Origin of the sequence: Spirulina sp. CCY15215, from assembly GCF_016888125.1 — a bacterium.
Classification (GTDB): Bacteria; Cyanobacteriota; Cyanobacteriia; order Cyanobacteriales; family Spirulinaceae; genus CCY15215.
In genome coordinates, this window is sequence record NZ_JACSWA010000299.1 from 11,799 (window position 1) to 30,571 (window position 18,773).

At 42.1% G+C, this 18,773-nt stretch carries 15 protein-coding genes; 8 read left to right on the plus strand and 7 right to left on the minus strand.

Going from position 1 to position 18,773, the window contains the following annotated elements; genetic code table 11:
* Nucleotides 1-65: 65 nt before the first annotated feature.
* Nucleotides 66-998 (minus strand): phosphodiester glycosidase family protein, encoded by a 933-nt coding sequence (locus JUI58_RS04345; RefSeq protein WP_204102523.1) that lies wholly within the window; start codon nt 996-998, stop codon nt 66-68.
* A gap of 24 nt (nt 999-1,022) precedes the next feature.
* Nucleotides 1,023-2,963 carry a DNA primase gene (dnaG, locus tag JUI58_RS04350; protein ID WP_204102524.1) on the minus strand — a complete coding sequence of 647 codons (1,941 nt, stop codon included), beginning with the start codon at nt 2,961-2,963 and terminating at the stop codon, nt 1,023-1,025.
* A gap of 148 nt (nt 2,964-3,111) precedes the next feature.
* On the opposite strand from dnaG, the gene JUI58_RS04355 reads away from it, so the two are divergent.
* Nucleotides 3,112-4,455 carry an N-acetylmuramoyl-L-alanine amidase gene (locus JUI58_RS04355; RefSeq protein ID WP_204102525.1) on the plus strand — a complete coding sequence of 448 codons (1,344 nt, stop codon included), beginning with the start codon at nt 3,112-3,114 and terminating at the stop codon, nt 4,453-4,455.
* Between the two features lie 91 nt (nt 4,456-4,546).
* On the opposite strand, the gene JUI58_RS04360 is transcribed toward JUI58_RS04355, so the two are convergent.
* Entirely contained in the window at nt 4,547-4,876 is a 330-nt protein-coding gene (locus JUI58_RS04360) for a hypothetical protein (protein WP_204102526.1), read from the minus strand.
* A 388-nt stretch (nt 4,877-5,264) separates the two neighbouring features.
* Between JUI58_RS04360 and JUI58_RS04365 the strand changes: the two genes are divergently transcribed.
* On the plus strand, nt 5,265-7,862 hold the full coding sequence (locus JUI58_RS04365; protein ID WP_204102527.1) for an EAL domain-containing protein: 2,598 nt from the start codon (nt 5,265-5,267) through the stop codon (nt 7,860-7,862).
* Nucleotides 7,863-7,880: 18 nt separating this feature from the next.
* On the opposite strand, the gene JUI58_RS04370 is transcribed toward JUI58_RS04365, so the two are convergent.
* Nucleotides 7,881-8,414 carry a type IV pilin-like G/H family protein gene (locus tag JUI58_RS04370; RefSeq protein WP_204102528.1) on the minus strand — a complete coding sequence of 178 codons (534 nt, stop codon included), beginning with the start codon at nt 8,412-8,414 and terminating at the stop codon, nt 7,881-7,883.
* Nucleotides 8,415-8,504: 90 nt separating this feature from the next.
* On the opposite strand from JUI58_RS04370, the gene JUI58_RS04375 reads away from it, so the two are divergent.
* The 5 genes from JUI58_RS04375 (at nt 8,505) to JUI58_RS04395 (ending at nt 14,149) form a co-directional block, all read left to right on the plus strand.
* A complete protein-coding gene (locus JUI58_RS04375; RefSeq protein ID WP_204102529.1) occupies nt 8,505-9,788 on the plus strand; it encodes a GTPase in 1,284 nt (427 codons plus the stop codon).
* A gap of 198 nt (nt 9,789-9,986) precedes the next feature.
* The gene (locus JUI58_RS04380; RefSeq protein ID WP_348539832.1) at nt 9,987-10,316 is read left to right on the plus strand and encodes a hypothetical protein; all 330 of its coding nucleotides are present in this window, start codon (nt 9,987-9,989) and stop codon (nt 10,314-10,316) included.
* A 257-nt stretch (nt 10,317-10,573) separates the two neighbouring features.
* Entirely contained in the window at nt 10,574-11,278 is a 705-nt protein-coding gene (locus tag JUI58_RS04385; RefSeq protein ID WP_204102531.1) for an OB-fold-containig protein, read from the plus strand.
* Nucleotides 11,279-11,290: 12 nt separating this feature from the next.
* Nucleotides 11,291-13,333, plus strand: coding sequence for an SPFH domain-containing protein (locus tag JUI58_RS04390; protein WP_204102532.1), 2,043 nt, complete (start codon nt 11,291-11,293; stop codon nt 13,331-13,333).
* 147 nt (nt 13,334-13,480) lie between these two features.
* Nucleotides 13,481-14,149 (plus strand): hypothetical protein, encoded by a 669-nt coding sequence (locus JUI58_RS04395; protein ID WP_204102533.1) that lies wholly within the window; start codon nt 13,481-13,483, stop codon nt 14,147-14,149.
* 46 nt (nt 14,150-14,195) lie between these two features.
* Here JUI58_RS04395 and JUI58_RS04400 read toward each other — a convergent pair whose 3' ends face one another.
* Together JUI58_RS04400 and JUI58_RS04405 are read right to left on the minus strand one after the other, a co-directional pair.
* Entirely contained in the window at nt 14,196-14,477 is a 282-nt protein-coding gene (locus JUI58_RS04400; protein ID WP_204102534.1) for a hypothetical protein, read from the minus strand.
* Between the two features lie 134 nt (nt 14,478-14,611).
* Nucleotides 14,612-17,803: a cyclic nucleotide-binding domain-containing protein gene (locus JUI58_RS04405; protein ID WP_204102535.1), complete on the minus strand. Its 3,192-nt coding sequence runs from the start codon at nt 17,801-17,803 to the stop codon at nt 14,612-14,614.
* A 163-nt stretch (nt 17,804-17,966) separates the two neighbouring features.
* On the opposite strand from JUI58_RS04405, the gene JUI58_RS04410 reads away from it, so the two are divergent.
* Complete coding sequence (locus JUI58_RS04410; RefSeq protein WP_204102536.1) at nt 17,967-18,137, plus strand: hypothetical protein; 171 nt, start codon at nt 17,967-17,969, stop codon at nt 18,135-18,137.
* A 50-nt stretch (nt 18,138-18,187) separates the two neighbouring features.
* Here JUI58_RS04410 and JUI58_RS04415 read toward each other — a convergent pair whose 3' ends face one another.
* Nucleotides 18,188-18,454 carry a hypothetical protein gene (locus JUI58_RS04415; protein ID WP_204102537.1) on the minus strand — a complete coding sequence of 89 codons (267 nt, stop codon included), beginning with the start codon at nt 18,452-18,454 and terminating at the stop codon, nt 18,188-18,190.
* Between the last annotated feature and the right edge of the window lie 319 nt (nt 18,455-18,773).

An 18,773-nucleotide genomic window follows, 5' to 3' on the forward strand; every position in this document is an offset into this window, starting at 1 on the left:
TGAGAAGAGGGAAAAGAAAGGAAATTACATATTTTTTGGATTCTTGCTTTATAGAAAGAAAATATTTAGTTTTTCGATCTAGATAATGATTTTCTATCATTCAACACTTTTGCATAAAAACCGAGGTGGTTAGCAACGGGTCGCTGACGTAGGGGAATGCGCGTATGTATGGGGGTATTGAGCGATCGCATTTCCCCTTCTTTTTCAACCACTAAAGTAGCAGATCCACCGCCATCTAAAATTAGAGCGCGATCGCTGCCCAATTCTAGTAAAATTTTAGTGAGTTCGGGAAATGTGACTCCCTCACTATAAAAGGGCTGACGACCATCGATCGCCACGATCCAGAGTTTTTGGCCTTGGCGATCGACTCCTACAGCCATGCGAGGATATAAATCGGTTAATTCTCGCCCTTGATACTGACGTGCGGGTTTTCCCTCTAAGATGAGAATATAGCCTCCTGCTAACCCTTGCAGAGTATCGGGAGGACAGCGATCGCTTTCTATGGTTGCGCGGTTTTGGGGGGAAAAACAGAGGACATTCCAACCTCCTTGGGGGGAAGAATAAGCGATCCCGTCAGAAATAGATTGACCTAAAACATTAACGCGATCGCCGCTTTTCGGATAAAAATCTAAAGGATGTTTGGTATAAAATGGTTGAAAATAGCTACCATTAATCGCCAGTTGCAATTGATGGGTTTTAAGAAAATCTCCTGTTGTTTGCGCGTTAAATTCATTCCCATCTTTAGCGGGAGATCCCGGTGTTACTAACACTTTAACTCCTGGTACAGTTAAATCGATGGTCACAACATGAACGAGAAAAGGACGCGGTTGAGAATGAGGAATGCGCTGATAAGCAATGCCTTGAAAAAGTTGTTCTTGGTATGGCGATCGAGGCGATCGTTTTAATAATAAAATACCGTAAGTTAACAGAATAATGCTGATAGTTCCAGAGAAAAGATAAAGGAATATTCTTATCCATTGTTTTATGAGAATTTTCATGTATTTTCTGAAACAATTCCTATTCTATTCAATTAAATCGAAAATAGAAAAATAACGCTCTTTTTCGAGTTCAGCTATTTTTTGTTTAGCATTTTGTATCTCTTGTGAAAGATATTGCATTTTCTCCAAGTCATTAGAAAGATCGAGATTCTTCCATTGTGCTAAACAGTAGTTGATATTCTTCTCATAAGTCACCTTTTCCAAAGCGGCGATCGCGGCTCTAATTAACATAGGAACTCGCAAAATAAGATCGTTGGCTTGAGTTTCTGTTAAATGAAATAAATGCCCAATTTTTGTGATTTGTTCCGGGAATTCTCTACTGAGATCTTGGAGTTTTGCAATCAGATTCTTTTCATTCTCTGCATAAATTTCGATTATTTTTTGCCATAAAAATCGATGTTGTGGTAAACTAAAAATCAGGTCTTTTTCTTCTAAAGCATTGATAATAATTTCCCGATAGGCTGAACAATGCAAATAAATCATTAATAATAATGCTTCTGCCTGTTTGAGGAGATGCTGTTCTGATTGTGGTTGAATTGTAATAGATGCGGCTTTAGTATCAAGATCGCCCTTATTTTGTTTGCCTTTATTGCGTTGAATACTTTTTCGCAATCTTTCCAGTTTACCCGAGAGATTCTTGTTATAAACAGGCGTTAATCGTCCATCTCCTTGACTCAATATTTCTGCACAATCTTGAACATAATGAGTGCGTTGATTGCTATCTTCAATTTTAGCGAGTAATTTAATCATCTCCTTAGAAACCCTTTCAAAGCGATCGGCTTTCTTTAAATCTTCTCCTTGCACCAATTGCTGAATTTGCCAATCTAACCATAAAGGCGCATTGTTTAATTGTTCTTGATAAACCTCTAGAGCATCATCTCTTGATTTGAGAAATTCATCCGCATCTTTTCCCTCGGGTAAATTTAAAACTCTTAACTGTACTTGTCCCGAATAAACTAACTTTTCGATCTCTGCAATTGCCCGTTGAGTCGCCTTCATTCCGGCTGTATCCGCATCAAAATTAAAGATAACTTGTTTCGATTCCGTATAGCGAGAAAGCGATCGCAATTGTTCCTGAGAAAACGCCGTCCCCAAAGCCGCCACCGTATAATCAATTCCCACTGCATGAAGAGCGATCGCATCAAAATAACCCTCTACAACCACCACCCGATCCTGTTTGGCGATCGCCGATTTAGCCTTATCCAGAGCAAATAAAGTTTTCCCCTTACTAAACACCTCCGTTTCCGGAGAATTGAGATATTTTGGCTCATCATTCCCCAAAGTACGACTCCCAAACCCGATGATTTTTCCCTGAAGATCGTGAATGGGAATCATAAGGCGATCGCGAAAATAATCATAATAACCTTCCCCAGTTTTGCGCTTGCGAATTAACCCCGCTTGTTCCACCAACAACACCGAATAGCGTTTCGCCTCCACCAAATACCGATAGAGGGTTTCCCACCCCGCCGGGGAATACCCCAACTGAAAAGATTGGATCGTCCCCTCAGAAAATAAACGCTTTTCTTGTAGATAAGTTAACGCCATCTCCCCTTGCGGTTGACGCAAAGCGTGTTGATAAAAACTCCCCGCCACCGCCAAAATTTCATACAATTGCTCCTTCAGAGTTAATTGGCGCTGAAACTCCCGATACTCCTCGGGGTCTTGAGTTTTCACCGGAACCTGATAGCGTTGCGCCAAACCCAACACCACATCCGCAAAAGACTGCTTACCCGCCTCCATCAGAAACTTGACCGCATTTCCCCCCGCACCGCAGCCAAAACAATAGTACATTTGCTTGGCAGGACTAACACTGAAACTGGGGGTTTTTTCCTCGTGAAAAGGACATAAACCCAAATAATCTTTTCCCCGTCTTCGCAAGACCACCCTTTCCGAGACAATATCGACAATATCGGCACGTTCTTTAACCGTTTCAATGGTGTCCGAGTGTAACCGTGGCGTATTCATAGAACAAAATCAAATAAAAAGTGAAAAAAGGCAGAAAAAGACGCAAATTGCGGCAAAAATTATCGTAGAGTAACTAAAGCGACTTTATTTTAATTATCGTTATAGTTGCCAATATCATTTAGTCTAGATCGTTAGGAAAAGAACAATTATGGGTAGGATATTCGTTTCCGCAGGTCATGGTGGTACAGAAGGAGGACGCAACGACCCCGGAGCGATCGCGGGGGGGACAACCGAAGCACAACAAATGATCCTGCTGCGGGATGTCATCGTCCCAGAACTGCGATCGCGGGGCTTGGAAGTCTTTTCCGTTCCCGATACCCTCAGTTTACGTGAATCTATCGGTTGGATTAACGCTCGAGGGAAATCCGGAGATGTGGCGATCGAAATTCACGCCGATGCTGCACCCAACCCCGATGTGCGTGGGGCTACTGCATTTTATATTTCCGGCAACAATGAGCGCAAAAAACACGGCGATCTCGTGCTGCTGTCCCTGATCCGCCGCCTTCCCCAGCTTCCCAGTCGCGGTTCTCGTCCCGATACAGCCACAGGAGTAGGACGTTTGGGCTTCTGTCGCGATATTTCTCTTCCCTCCCTCTTGCTGGAAGTAGGTTTTATAACCAGCCCCGAGGATCGCTCTTTAATTATTAATCGCCGTCGGGACATGGCACTCGGTATTGTAGACGGGATCGAGGCCTGGAGTCGGGAAATATCGGGAACGAAAACCCCTACTAACCGCTATGCTTCCATTGGCATTCTCATTAACAAGCAAACCTACGGCGAACAGGGCATTCTCATCAATAATAATGCTTTTATTCCCATCGATCTCGTCGATCGCCTCGGCATCGAACTCAGTCAAGTCAACCAATTGCGCTTGGTAGACTATCAAGGGGTCGTTTACGTTAAAGCCGCAGAATTGCGCGAGTTTACCATTACCGTCGGCTGGGACAACGATACCCGCAGCGTCGTATTAAGTTCCATTACCCAAATTTGTCCTGGCAGCATCGATCGCATTATGGGGCGCGGTAATACCTCGGAGGTACAGTTAATCATGTTCCTCAAAGCCAATAACGAAAGCGCCAGCGACCAATTCCCCGATCTCCCCAAACTCTATCGCGAAGAAGCCGCCACTGAAGGAGTCAACTATGATATTGCCTTCACGCAAATGTGTTTGACCACCAATTTCCTGCGCTTTGGCGGCGATGTCAAATCCTCCCAAAACAACTTCGCCAATTTAGGTGCCGTTGGCGGTAGTGGAACCGCCACTTTTCCCAGCGCCCAAATAGGGGTTCGCGCCCATATCCAGCATTTAAAGGCTTATGCGAGTTTAGAACCCCTTGTTCAAGACATGGTAGATCCTCGTTTTCGCTTCGTCACCCGAGGCGTTGCGCCCCTAGTGGAACAACTATCCGGGCGTTGGTCTTCCGATGCTGAATACGGTCGCAAGGTCCTCGCTATTTTGCGCCGCCTTTACGAGTCAGCAGGGCTGGCTTGAACGTTTTTACCCCCTACCTTTAGAGAAGGGGGCTAGGGGGTAAAAATGGCTATGCTTCATGCTTCATGCTTCATGCTTCATGCTTCATGCTTCATGCTTCATCCTTCATCTTTTCACAATTTCTGCTACTTTGATTCTTGATCCCTTGAGATTTCCCGATCTCAAAGAGGGCAATTTGGGTGTTGTCAACGGAGATTTGGATTTCTCGAGCAATACGCAGTTTGGCGATCGGTTCTTCAATCAGCGATCGCAGGGAAATTACAGTCTCGGCAATTTCCCCATTCCAACAGCGAATGTTCAGAACCCCCCAACGTCTAAAAACTTTACATTTTCCTAATAATTTCAGTTTTTGCAGTTCTGTTTGATTTTCCCGGTAAAAATCCCAGATTAGGCGAGTGAGTTGCGAAGGTTGCTTTCTCATGGCGATTTCCCAAAATTACTATCTCTGTTCCTCCATTCAATCGCAAATGATTCAGAAACTAGACCAAGTTGATAGAATATTTAATGAGACGTTAACTCTTCCTAAATGCGTCTCTCTAGAGGTTTAAGCTAGAGACAGCAAAGCATTTCGCTTTTCTTTTTCCTTTGGGAAAGGTATAGTTTGTAACAATTTTGTTATATTTTTTGATATAAAGATATAAAGATAGCAATATCTTGAGGTTGAAGGAAAGGGTCAGGAACTCACCGCTAAGTCCTCCGGACTCTAGCGGGAGCTTGAAAAAGCCCTAAAAGAAACGCCAAACAGGTTAAAGATACAAGATATTATGAAATCGCTACTGTTTTTCAGAGTTCTCCCCTAACAGATCTGAATGTTGCAAATTAGTCAAGAACGGCAAAATAACGCGAATAGTTGGAGAGATATTTGGACGCAATCAGAACTCAATGCGCTAAATTTTGTGCGATCGCCCCTCTGGATCGTTGACATGGAAATACAACAAATTTGTTGGGGCAATGATACGGCACTCAAATTATGGAATGTCCCCTGTGTATCTATCCTCAAAGACTGCAATTTCGCCAGTCAAATTCCTACCTCATTGCACTCTAAATTCCGAGGGAAAGCTCAAGATAAAGCACAAAAGTGGAAGCAGAGTATCAAGAACAAGATTATCAATTGGACATTTGAGGATCGAGAGACTTCTATCTCTTGGCGCTGTTGCTGTTCGGACATTCGTACCACCTTGGCCAAACAAGCTATTTTAGTTGAAGGGATATCCCTCGTTAGCAATAATAATGCCCCGGAGTTGTTTGCCCACGCCACAGATGCCACAGATGCCAAAATTCCTGCCATTTCTAAACTCATGGCCGATCGCGCCTCTATTATTAAACTCCTCAGCAGTCAAAAACAAATTCTCGAGGTCATCTCCAGCGATCGCGATCTCGAAGAAACCCTATCACTTTTATTGCAGGCCATCGAAGATCAACTCGACGATAGCAATTTGGCGATCGCCCTCTTGGATAAAAAGGGTAAACCGATCCTAGAAGTTAAAAGTTACCGGAAAAGCCAAGGCAAAGGGAAAAAACGGAAATCAAGATCAACCCCCATTTTGTCCTCTCAACAGGCGATCTTAGGACTCTTGATCGTCGAAGATTCCTCAACACGGGTTTCAACCCCAGAAGAAGGGCAACTGATGCACTTTGCCTCTCATATCGCTGGAATTGCGATCGAACGCAAACAGACAGGGGAAGACCTAGAACTCGCAGAAACTAAATATCGCAGCATTTTTGAAAATAGCCCCATCGGAATTTTTCAAACCTCTCCCGACGGACATTATCTTAACGCCAACTCCGCCCTTGCTCAAATTTACGGCTATGATTCTCCCAAAGACCTCATCGCCGCCCTTACCGATGTCGCCCATCAACTCTACGTCGATCCCCAACGCCGCAGCCAATTCACCCATCTTCTCCAAGAGAATGATATTATTGCCAACTTTGAATCCCAAGTCTATCGTCAAGATGGAACCCCCATTTGGATCTCCGAAAACACCCGCGCCGTCCGCAACAAAAAGGGAGATATTCTCTATTACGAAGGTACAGTACAAGATATCACCGCCCGCCGCTATGCCGAAGAACAATTACGCTATCGCGCCCTCCACGACGATCTGACCCAATTACCCAACCGATCTTGTTTTCTCAAACATATCGAAGAGGCGATCTCCTTGAGGGGCGATCGCGCCAATATAGGATTAACTTATGCAGTTTTATTTATCGATCTCGATCGCTTTAAAGCCATCAACGACAGCTTGGGACACTGGATGGGAGATGAACTGCTTAAATCCGTCGCGAAGAGACTGCAAGATAGTTTAGCATCTCATCATATTATCGCTCGTTTTGGCGGAGATGAATTTGCCGTCTTACTGCAAACCATATCGGGAGTAAATGAAGCGATTGAAATTGCTGAAACCCTGCTAGAAAAACTCGATACTCCTTTCCAAATCAAAACTTACGAATTGTTTACCCGAGGAAGTATTGGCATTGTTGTGGGAAACTCTCATTACACCCACCCTGAAAATCTCTTGCGAGATGCAGATATTACAATGTATCGTGCCAAACTGCGAGGAAAAGGGCGCTATGAAGTATTTGACCCTCAAATGCAAATTCAAACCTTGGCAAAATTGCAATTAGAAAATAACCTGAGACATGGACTCAAAAGGGAAGAATTTTGTTTATATTATCAACCGATTATTTGCTTATCGACAGGAAAATTACGAGGCTTTGAAGCCCTTGTGCGCTGGAATCATCCTCAACGAGGACTTGTCTCTCCCAATGAATTTATTCCCCTTGCTGAAGAAAATGGCGAGATCGAGCGATTGGGGTGGTTTATCCTCAAAACTGCTTGCCATCAGTTGCGCCAATGGCAAGCAGAAATGGGAAGCGATCGGCAGGATTTTCAGTTAAATGTCAATCTTTCTCCCCTACAACTCAGACAGGTTAACTTTGTCAGAAAACTCGAGCAAATTTGTCTGGAAACCCAGATTGATAAAAGCCAATTAAAATTAGAAATTACCGAAAGTTGTTTATTGGAAGCGGATATTTCTCGCGATCGCTTTCAACAACTCAAAGCATTAGGGCTGGGACTGTGTATTGATGATTTTGGTACGGGCTATTCTTCCTTAAGTCGCCTGCATGAATTTCCCATCGATACCATTAAAATCGATCGCTCTTTTCTGAAAGGATTACAAGAAAAGACTCATCCCATCGCGATTATCAAAACTATTATCATTCTTGCTGGCGGTTTGGGTATGGATTTAGTTGCAGAAGGGGTAGAAACTCTCTCTCAAATAGAAACCCTTAAATCCCTCGGCTGCAATGTAGCTCAAGGTTATTTTTTCTCTCCTCCTCTGGCGATCGCCGACGCAAACCAATGGGTTAGGCAAAGAATAAATGATGATCAATCTAACTCAATCTAACTAACCAGATCGCAATAATTACTGCATAGGAATCGATCCAGAAGGGCAATCTAATGCTTTACTGGTAATGGGTTTTGTGTCTAATTTAGGTGCAATAGTAGAGGGTTGTTCCGTCTGGCACATATTAACCACTGCTTGATAATTATCTCCCTCTTTTTGACCGTAAACAATTCCCGTATAACTATGCAAGTTTTCTTTTTTCGCTGTTGCAGTTATGGTAACGCTATGAGTGGGATCGCCATGAGAAAGAACTACAAATTTATAATCTGGTGTATCCAATTTAAAATCGATCGCCAACTCCTTCAAAGAAGCCGTTAATTCGCCATTATTTTTGTAATAAGCCTCTTGTCCTCGGGTGACTGTTTGAATATAAAATTTAGCTTGTTGCTCTCCATCTAGTTTAGGAATTTGCAAGTTAACTTGACAACTTGCTAAAATAAAGGGACTCAAACAAAGAAAAATTCTGCCCCATTTTCTTGATATTTGCAAAACAGATGGTTTTAGCTGGGAAGCGATCGCAGAATTAGAAACGACTTGCTGGTTAAGTTTCATTATCCTTAATAATGAAGTGCTAGAATTTTCTACAATAATTTTAGGAAAAATTCCGTAAAACTCGCAGCTTCCAACCAAGAAGCAGAAATCATGACCAAATTGGATAGAGAAACTCCAGTAACAGAGACTTCTAAGGAAGAGAATCAAATTGTGAGGGCTTTAAAAGCGACCAAAAATAGCTTTACTCAGCTTCTACCTGTCCATCGCGCTGCCCAAAAAGTGATAGATTTATTTAGGGTTAGTGACGATCGCGTTGCGGAAATTTTAGCAGAAGTGCGATCGCGTTTACCCACCACAGAAGCCTTATTAATTGGCAAACCTCAAGCAGGAAAAAGTTCAATTGTGAGAGGACTGACGGGGGTTTCTGTGGAGATTATTGGGCAGGGGTTTCGCCCCCATACCCAACACACCCAACGTTATGCTTACCCCTCCGACGATTTGCCTTTACTGGTGTTTACCGATACTGTAGGACTGGGAGACATCGGACAAGATACTGATGCGATCGTTGCAGAATTGATCGACGATTTACAACAGGAAAGCCGTCACGCTAGAATTCTCATTCTCACGGTTAAAATTAATGACTTTGCGATCGCCACTTTGCGAGACATTACTGAGAAATTGCGCCAAAAATACTCTCACATTCCCTGTTTGCTGGTAGTGACCTGTCTGCATGAAGTCTATCCTGCTGAAGTCGCGGCTCATCCTCCCTATCCTCCCACCTTAGAAGCGTGCGATCGCCCTTATAAAGCCCTACAAGAAGCCTTTGCAAGACTTTGCGATCGCACTGTCCTTATTGATTTTACCTTGGAAGAAGACGGCTACACCCCCATATTTTACGGGTTGGAAGCATTGCGAGATGCCCTCGCGGCTCTTTTGCCAGAAGCAGAGTCCCGCATGATTTATCAGTTATTGGATGAGACGGGGGGGAAAGAGTTGGGGAATTTATATCGGGATGTAGGACGGCGTTATATTACTGCATTTGTGGCGATCGCGGCAACTTTAGCGGCGGTTCCTTTGCCTTTTGCAACTATGCCTGTTTTAACCGCATTGCAAGTATCGATGGTGGGAGTGTTGGGAAAATTATACGGGCAAACCGTGACCCCTTCCCAAGCCGGAGGAATTGTGAGTGCGATCGCGGGGGGATTTTTGGCACAGGCGATCGGGCGAGAGTTAATTAAGTTTGTACCGGGGTTTGGTAGCGTTATCGCTGCATCTTGGGCGGCAGCTTATACCCTAGCTTTAGGTGAGGGAGCCTGCGTTTATTTTGGCGATTTGATGGGCGGGAAAAAGCCAGATCCCGCACGCATTCAAGAAGTGATGGGAGAGTCCTTTCAAAAGGCAAAAGAACGCTTTTCAAGGAACAATTATCAATGAATGCAGTATCGAGGAAATACTGCTTGGCGATTTTTTTGCGCCCGAGACTCTGATAAAATTCAGCCGTCCGTTACGAGGCGATCGCAACTTTATTTTTAGTTAAACTTTACAAATTGTTCGAGGATGTGCAAAGAAATCTGTCCGGATTGATAGCCCAAAGCCTAGTTTTTTACCCCTTACTTAATTGCCATGAAAAATATGATTAGAATGATTGAAATCGGCGCGATCGCCTTGACTGTTCTTTTTACACCTTCTGCCCTGGCTGATGCTGCGATCAACCCTCAAACCTGCACTTATCGCGGCAAAAAACTGTACGGTAAAGTGCAAATTGTTGAGAATTTTCCCGATTTTAAAGTTGAGGTTGTCACCTCATTTCCCGATCTCAAAATTAAACCTGTTACCTCATTTCCTGATGATTGCGGAGAGTGGCAATTTGTGGAACATTTCCCTGATTTTAAAATTAAATTTGTGGATAGTTTTCCCGATATTAAAATTCAGTTTGTTGAGTCTTTTCCGGGGGTTGATTAAGAAACTTTCTTGTTTTATTCTCAGCCTGATATGGATTTTAGCAAGAAAAAAGACCGATTTGAAATTACTGAATCGGTATGCGATCGCGTATCTCTTGTATAATACCATCGTTTTCCCAGTGCTGCAATGAGTTTAAGGCAGGTTAAAGCAGGAATAAGCCGCAAAAATTAATTTTCTTGTAGATTTTCTACATATTGAGAGAATCTACCCTTAAACTATGGATAAGATTTTTGAATCTGCTCGTTTGTTTCCCAACTATGCTTTATAGTCTGACCAACCTTCCCTACTGGATTATTCTCGGTCTCGGCATTCTTCTCTTTTTAATTGCTATTAGTGCCGGTGGAGGAGATGACGATATTGATGGTAATGATTTCTTAGATTTAGATGCCGATACGGAAGCTGATATTGAGAGTGAAATGGGTTTACCTCAATTCCTCAGTTGGTGGGGAATAGGGAAAGTCCCTCTCATGTTATTGTTGGCAACAGATTTGTGTATTTGGGGGCTAACGGGATGGCTGCTAAACGCGATCGCCTTCCATTTTCTCGGTTTTATTCCTGTTGTCGTTTTAGGCTGGGGAGGCATCATTTTTCTAGTATCTTTTTGGTTGGGTTTACAAATGGGTGGTTTAATTTCTCGTCCCTTGGGTAAGTTATTTGCCTCCTTTGGACAAGATGTTAGCGGCGATCGCCTTATTGGTTGTCTCGGTACAGTTTCTTCTAAAACAATTCCTCGGATTACTGAAGGAAAAATCGGTCAAGTTGATGTTTCCGATGCTCATAAAAATTTAGTGACTGTTGGCGCAACAGTGCCGGAATGGGCAACTATTATTCCCCAACGCGGACAGCAAATAATTGTCATCGATCGCCGTAAAAATAGCTATCTTATCTTGGCAAAAGATACCTCCGATGAAGATCGCTGGCTGGCAAATTTAAAATCACCGCAAGACTCACATTCTCATTAAATTGGAGGCATTATGAATCCTAAATTTTTGTTGATTTTTCTGCAAACTTTACCCGCAATTTCTTTAGAGGAATCTTTGCTAGAAAGCCCAAATCTGACTTTTGACTCTACGTTTAAACCAACCTTTAACCATAAGACTCAACCTCTCATTGCTACTCAACCTTTGCCCATGCAGTTAGGTTTAGGAGAATTAGGAGGAGGACTCCTCATTGCAACGGCGGGACTGGTTGGGATTATTATCTTTCTCATTGTTGGATTATGGGCTTATAAACTGGTTTATAATATCACGCCTAATAACGAAGCCTTCGTCAGAACGGGAGGATTATTTATTAAAAAGAAAACCGTAATTATTAATGGTGGTTGTGTAGTTTTACCTGGATTTCACGAACTAACTCGCGTTCCTTTACGAGAGATTTCTATTGATGTCGAACGCACAGGAGTTCTAGCTGTTCGCACCCAAGACTATTTACGAGCAAGTATGCGGGTCACTTTTTATGTTTGTATTAATGCTGACGAACAAGATGTGAGTACGGCGGCGGCGCGTTTATCAAAAAAAGGTCGTATTTCTGAAGTTGATATTAAAGAAGCCTTGGAAAAACGGGCAGATGATGCTATTCGTGCTGCAGCAAAACGGAAGAATTTAGCAGAAATTGACTCGGATAAATTGGGATTTGCTGATGAGGTTTTGAATTTGATTCAACAGGATTTGAAAAAAGTAGGTTTGACTCTCAATAATATCGCGATTTCGGAAATTGAAGAAAGCGATACTTACGATGAAAATAACTTTTTTGATGCTCAAGGAGTCAGATTGAGAACAGAGACAATTCAGCGAGCTATTCAACAAAAGAAAGAAGTTGAACTGACTACTAAAGTCACGATGGAACAACAAGAACTCGATGCTGAAAAGCAATCTTTATCTATCACTCAACAGAAAGAAGAAGCCAAACTCAATCAAGAAAAAGAAATTGCGGCTCTGCAATTAACACAAGAGCAAGAAATTGAAGCATTAAAGGCACAACGCGCCCGAGAAATTCAAGAGGCACAGGATAAGGAATCTGCAAAAATTGAACGGAATAAGATTTTACAAGATCAAGCTGTTGAAGAGGAGAATATTCAAAAACAATTGTCGATCCAACAAAGTCAAATCAAAGCAAATATTGCTTTAGAGGAACAAAATAAGAAACTGAAAATTGCTCAAGCATTGCAACAACAAGAAGCACAAGTGGCGGAGATTACCCGAGAACAAACTGTTGATGCGTCTCGCTTACGTGCGAAAATTGAGGTTGCATCGGCAGAACAAGAGTCTCGTTTAGCACAACAGGAAGCGGCGATCGCGATCGCTGAGAAGGAAAAAGAACGCCTAGCGACAGAAGCGGAACGGATCCAAGCAGAGGTTGCAGTACAAACGGCGAAACAAGTAGAGGAAGCGGAACGCGATCGCCGTCTTTCAGTTATTGATGCGGAAAAAGAAGCACAACAACGACAAATTGCTGATAATAATGTAGTGGAAATTGAAGTTTTCCGCCGTCGTCGTCAAGCGGAAATTGCTCGTCAAGCGACGGAATTGGAAGCGGAATCTATTCGCACTCTTGCGGAAGCTAACAAGTATAAGGACTTATCGGAAGCGGAAGGTAAAAAGGCGCTGATTGAGGCAGAAAATGCCCTCAGTAATGCCAATCGCACGGCGGAGGTGATAAAACTCATTTTTCCCGAAATTGCCGACCAATTGCCGGAATTGGCAAAGGCACTTGCTCCACAACCCGGAGTTTTGGGGGATACGCGCATCTATGCGTTTCCGGGGGCAAATGGCAATGGTAAGGGGGATATAGGTGATATTAACAAGCTGTTGCTGTCTACAAGTGGACTTTCGCTGATTAATTCTTTACTCGATGAGGGTAAATTGGGAAGTTTAATTTCTCAAGTTAAAGAGTTACTCAATTCTGATGAGGGTTTGGTCTCCAAACCTAATGAGGGTTTGGTCACCAAACCCCTACCTGGGGAAGAATCTTCCGGTCAGTCAACAACATCTGCTGTAGTTAAATCTCAGGATGTTTAAAGTAGGGGTTTGGTCTCCAAACCCTTTTTCGCAGGATGTTTAAAGTAGGGGTTTGGTCTCCAAACCCTTTTTCCAACCACATCGTAGGGGTTTGGTCTCCAAACCCTTTTTCCAACCACAAAAGTATCATTCATGGGAGAAAAGGGAATGCAAATTAGTAAAACTCAATTATCTGGTTGGTTTAAAAAATTATCCAAAGTCTTAACTGCAAGTTTGCTGGTATTACTTTTAACCCCAATAGTTGAAGCCAGCGATCGCTATCCCACTGAGAGAGAAATGCAGCAATTGCGTTCTGAACTAACTCGCAAAATTCAAGAACTGCGATCGGGTGAATTCAGCAATTACTTGGACGATTATCGAACAGAAGCAGAGAAACAACAACATCAAGTATTAGTCAATGCTTGGTCAAAAATCAATCCTTCTATTGCTCCTTTTTTAGGAATGTGGTCGGGATACGAACAACGTTTAGCCATTTATCCTTCCTCAATTCAAGGTCAAGTTTGTATCATTGAAATCAGTGAAGTAGGTTTTAGTCATTTAGCAACGGGAATAGTTGTCAATAATGAGGAAATTCGCACCAGCGATCGCCGATTTATCCTTCGCAGTGGCACTTATTTAGGGTCTGTAGGAGTCTACGGCGATCGCGCTTTTCTTGAAGGAAAGATTCCCTGGAAGACACCCTATCCTCTTTTTGTTCCCAGTCCTTCAACGTTGAGAAATGAGGAGGTAGAATCTGAAGAACAAATCAAACAAGCATTGCAACAATTTGAGGAAGCACATTGCAGCGCTTCATTACCCACTAGGCGATCGTATTGATTCGATGCTAAAGCAAAATTGTTGGCGATCGTAGGACTTATTCTAATCATTTTTCTACTTTCATTTCTGCTTTAAAACGCTTAAATCTCTCTTGCCAAGTTCCAGTTTTTCTAATAAAGTCTTCAATTTCTGTATCATCAAAAATTTGTCGGGTAAGGTCTAAATATTCTGTTCTTTCCTCGTCGGTTAATGTATCATTCTGGTTAAGACTACCAACAGCAACATGAGGATCGCCACCGGAATCTAAATGTCTTTGTTTTGCTAAATTGCCTAATTCTATTAATCGACTGATTTTTTCTTGTTTAAGTATTTTTTTAGTTTCTGTCATTGTTTTGAACCCATTCTGTCTCTACTATACTTCAACTTGGCCATTATTTAGCAAATTGTTAACAGATTGATTATATCTGCTCAGGACTACTCCGAGTTGATCGATACAATAATTTTACAACAACATTGAGGAGATTAAGTCATATTTTGTACCCGTGCCGTCAATCGTTGTAAACGCGCGATCGCCTCTAATAATAATTGTTTAGTAACTTCGGCATCTTTCGCCAAAGCTGCCTCAAAATTCTCCGCTTTCACCACCAGAACCCGATTTTGTTTAGCTGTGGTAATCACATTAGCCGATCGCACTTGACGAGTTAAAATTCCCATTTCCCCGATCGCCGTTCCCGAGAAAATTGTATTAATAGTGACTTCCTTATCTCCTTGAAAGACAGTTGCATCGGCAGTTCCTTCAATTAATAAAAAGAGTTCATCGGCAGGATCTCCTTGCTGACATAAGCATACTCCTTGGGGATAGAGGCGAATTTCCGACTCTCGTGCTAATTCGATCGATGCTTCGGGTTTAACTGCTTGGAAAAGTTCAATTTCTAGGAGTAAGAACAACTTTTCTAAGGTTCCCAAGGTACGATCGAGACTGCCAGACTGTGCCAGTTGTTTTTCCCACCGCACTGCGATCGCCGGTTCCTCTGCACGACTAAAGCGAATGATTTCTTCCCCTTCTAATCGGTAATTTCCCCGTTGTAGCAAGCGATTGCCAATTCGTACCCCATAAGCACTTCCAGAAGGTGCCAGAGTTGCACCTTTATCATCGAGGTAAAAGAGAGCGTGCTGTTTAGAAACTTTAGGATCGTTGATAACAATATCATTGCTAGGGCTGCGTCCGACAAGAATTAAATGTTTTTGTATGACTTCCTCGCGAGTTTCTCCCTTAACAGTAACCCGCGCAACTAAAGTGGGGGTTTTCGACATTTGTTCCTGAGTTTTTCCTGAAATACGTTCAGCCGTTTCTCGAACTAAATCATCTAAAGAAACCGTAGAATTCAAGAATTGTTCTGCTTGTTGTTTGCCTTGTTGAGGATCGAGTTTATTGATCGCATACAGTGCAGTTGCTTGTACGAGGGGTTCTAATTCTTGCAGAAGTTCTTCAATAACGGCGATCCCACTGGGTAAGTTTTCCTCCTCTTCTACAAGTTGCGGGGAGTGCAAAATCTCTAATACTTCATCATCAAGACGTTCCGACCAAGGGAAGTTATTTTGAGGATCGTTTAAGATATTTTCTCGTATTTCCAAAGTAATCAATTTAGCAACTGATGCGGCAATATTTCTCGCTTCTGTTGCATCCCCCAAAACCTCTAAAATGGAGAGTAATTTTCGCAAGACGATCTGTTGTTTATTTTGAATGCCCAGCGATCGCAAAAGAGTAAACTCTGGTGCGTTGGGATTGGGAATATTTTCTCGCAAAGCGCGATCGCGTTGGTTTAAATTGTGTAATAAGTCTAATAATACCTCTGCTTTTTTGGCAACGGCACTACCGGGATCTGCTAATCTTTCTAAAAGTTCTTCTTCTTCTTCGATGGTAATACCATATTCTTGTTTCAACATTTGAATTTGTTGATTGCGACGGTCGATCGCTTCCGATAGAGGAATCCCCATCTCTAACAAATCTAACAGTTGCAATTCTAAGGCTTCCTGATAACTATCTAAACGCAGTTTTGTTTCCTTGCTTTTACTCTTATTGGGGTCGAGGAGGTCTGGATTTTCTAAGCCCAATTCGGTTAATAGATTGTAATGTTCTTCATCCTTGATTCCTAATTCTAAGCGCAATCGTTCCAGCCGTTCAAAACTGTTTGCAGGTTGTACATTTCCTTGCTCTAATGAATCTCGCAAAACTCCTTTATATACTTGCAAGCCCGAGTCTTTACTAAAATTCGGTAAGATTTTCGCTAAAACATAGACCTCATCTGGTTTTAATTCGGTCATGGAACGACCTTCCAAGAATTTAGAGAAATCAATGTTAAGTTTGCTCAGTTGACGACGCAGACTATTCGCTAAACTTTCTCGCGAATAGTTTTCAGAACTACGATTTAAGGTTCGATACATCCACAGGGTACTCACCATCGCGATTAAACCATTAAACATAAATTCTACCCAAGTTGGAAAGAATTTGAGAAGGGAGCGACCGCTAAAAATAAAGTAAATATTGGCAATAGCAAAAGTAGAAACAGTAAAGATTTGATGTTGAATTTGTTCTTGAGTTAGTGGTTTACCAATACTACGACGATAACCTTTATAAAAGCGCTCGACTTTGCTTAATAAGAAATAACTTAAGGTGACAAATACAGCAATTGTTAAGGGAACGGCAACCAATTTGGGAATGAGAATGGCTTGACCAAAGAAATAAAATCCGGGGTCGAAGACGGTTTGTAATTGATTTTCTTCGTGATTGGTAACTCCGGAGTAAAAATAGTTAAATGTCCCAGAATAGAAGAAATAGTAAAGATAGAATCCCAAGACCAAACCTAAATAACCGTAATGAATAAAACGGCGACCTGGTTTTTGAAAAATATCCCAGTAATTGCGTTCTGCGTCAATATCAATACAAGGAGATTGACAACCTACGCAAGCATTTTTTTCTCCGTTTTGATCGAAAGTTCGACAAGTCGATTGGGTGATTTTTTGGCGATCGCCTTGGTGTGCTTCGCTGCCAAATAAAGCCCTTGGACCTGTGAGAATCATTTCTACTGGTGCCATCGGGCAAAAATATTGACACCAACTTTTCCCTGCATAAAAATACCCCACTGCGATCGCGCTGAGAATCGTAAAAATTAAAAATAGTCCTAATAAGATTCGATGAGAATTAACAAATAAAATCCGAATACACAGACCTGCACATAACAAGCCAAATTGCAAGTATAAATGATTTTTGGCCAGCCAAGATTCTTGGCGAACTTTTGCCAATTCATAGCGGATAGCTTGAGTTTTAGGATTCACTTTTTTGCGTTGTCTTTGTTTCCCTAAAGCACGAGAAATTTGCGACATAAAGGCCAAAGGACAAATTCTCCGCCATGTTTCGTGACCGAGAAAGAGAAGAACCAAAATAACTAAGGGAACAATTATTCCCCAAAAGATATTTGCACCTAAAGGATAAGGTTGTTCTGGTAAGCATTTTCCGCGAACGGTGACTAATTCTTGGCATCTTTCCGCATCAAATAGTTGAGGATTGAGGTGAAAAATACTCCATGTATTTTCCGGCTGAGTTAAATAAGCAGAAACCGGATCGTAAAATAAAGAAACAATTAAAATCAGCCAGCCAATAGTGAGAAGCCAGCGAACGAGGTGCATCTGTTTTTCAGGGACGCGATAAAACATAAAAAATTCAAAATAGAAGGATTTAGAGATATTATCTTTAAATTAAGATAGATTCTAAGAGATAGACGACAATTAGAAGAATAAAATTTACATAACTTTAAAACTAATTATTTTTCAAGCAGAAACTATTTCCCCCTTCAACGCGATCGCCTCGGCGGTTCTATTGTTAGCACCCTTTTTACCAGTATTTTCGCCGTTCTCAATTGTTATTTTTATCGCTACTGCTTTATTAATCAAAGATGCTTTAAAAGAAGATCGATCGCGCTGTCCTGTTTCCTTGAACTACTGGCGATCGCGATCGTCCAATGCAGCGAGATTTGTAAAAATGGTCTAACTTCAAGAATCCCCTATCAGATCGAAAATTCTGACAGGGGATTATATTAATTACTCCTTATCGTCTCCAAAAAAGCCAGGAGTTCGTCCCGAAGCGGTGGCAGATTTCTGAGAAATAACCACGGCACTAATTTGGTCGCTGAAAACCGCTACTTCTTTATCCGTTTGCTTCTCGCAGGTCAAATGCACCATTTCCGGCGGAACCTTCTTCATCGCTTCAAGAACGCCGTGGTAGACGGCTTTTGCGGCATCGAGTTCTTTGCGCTGTACCGAAACGGGGATGGGAGAATACTTCAAAATTAGGTCAATACTGAACATTCGGGCTGTACTCGTTGAGGGTGTGCTTTAAGATTTTAAGGTTTTGTTAAGGATTGCACTAGGGTGCAGAATTATTTATATTTATTATAATTAAGTAAAGAAACGTAAACTTTTTTCTCAATTCGGCGACATCTCTGCTCATAATTTCTCATTTTCAGAGGGTGTCGAACTACGGAAAAGGTTTCAAATCCGCTCTTATCGCTATTTTTGGAGATTTCATTTTTATGACCGTAGCAATGGGACGCGCCCAGGCACAACGAGGATGGTTTGATGTCCTCGATGACTGGCTCAAACGCGATCGCTTCGTTTTTATCGGTTG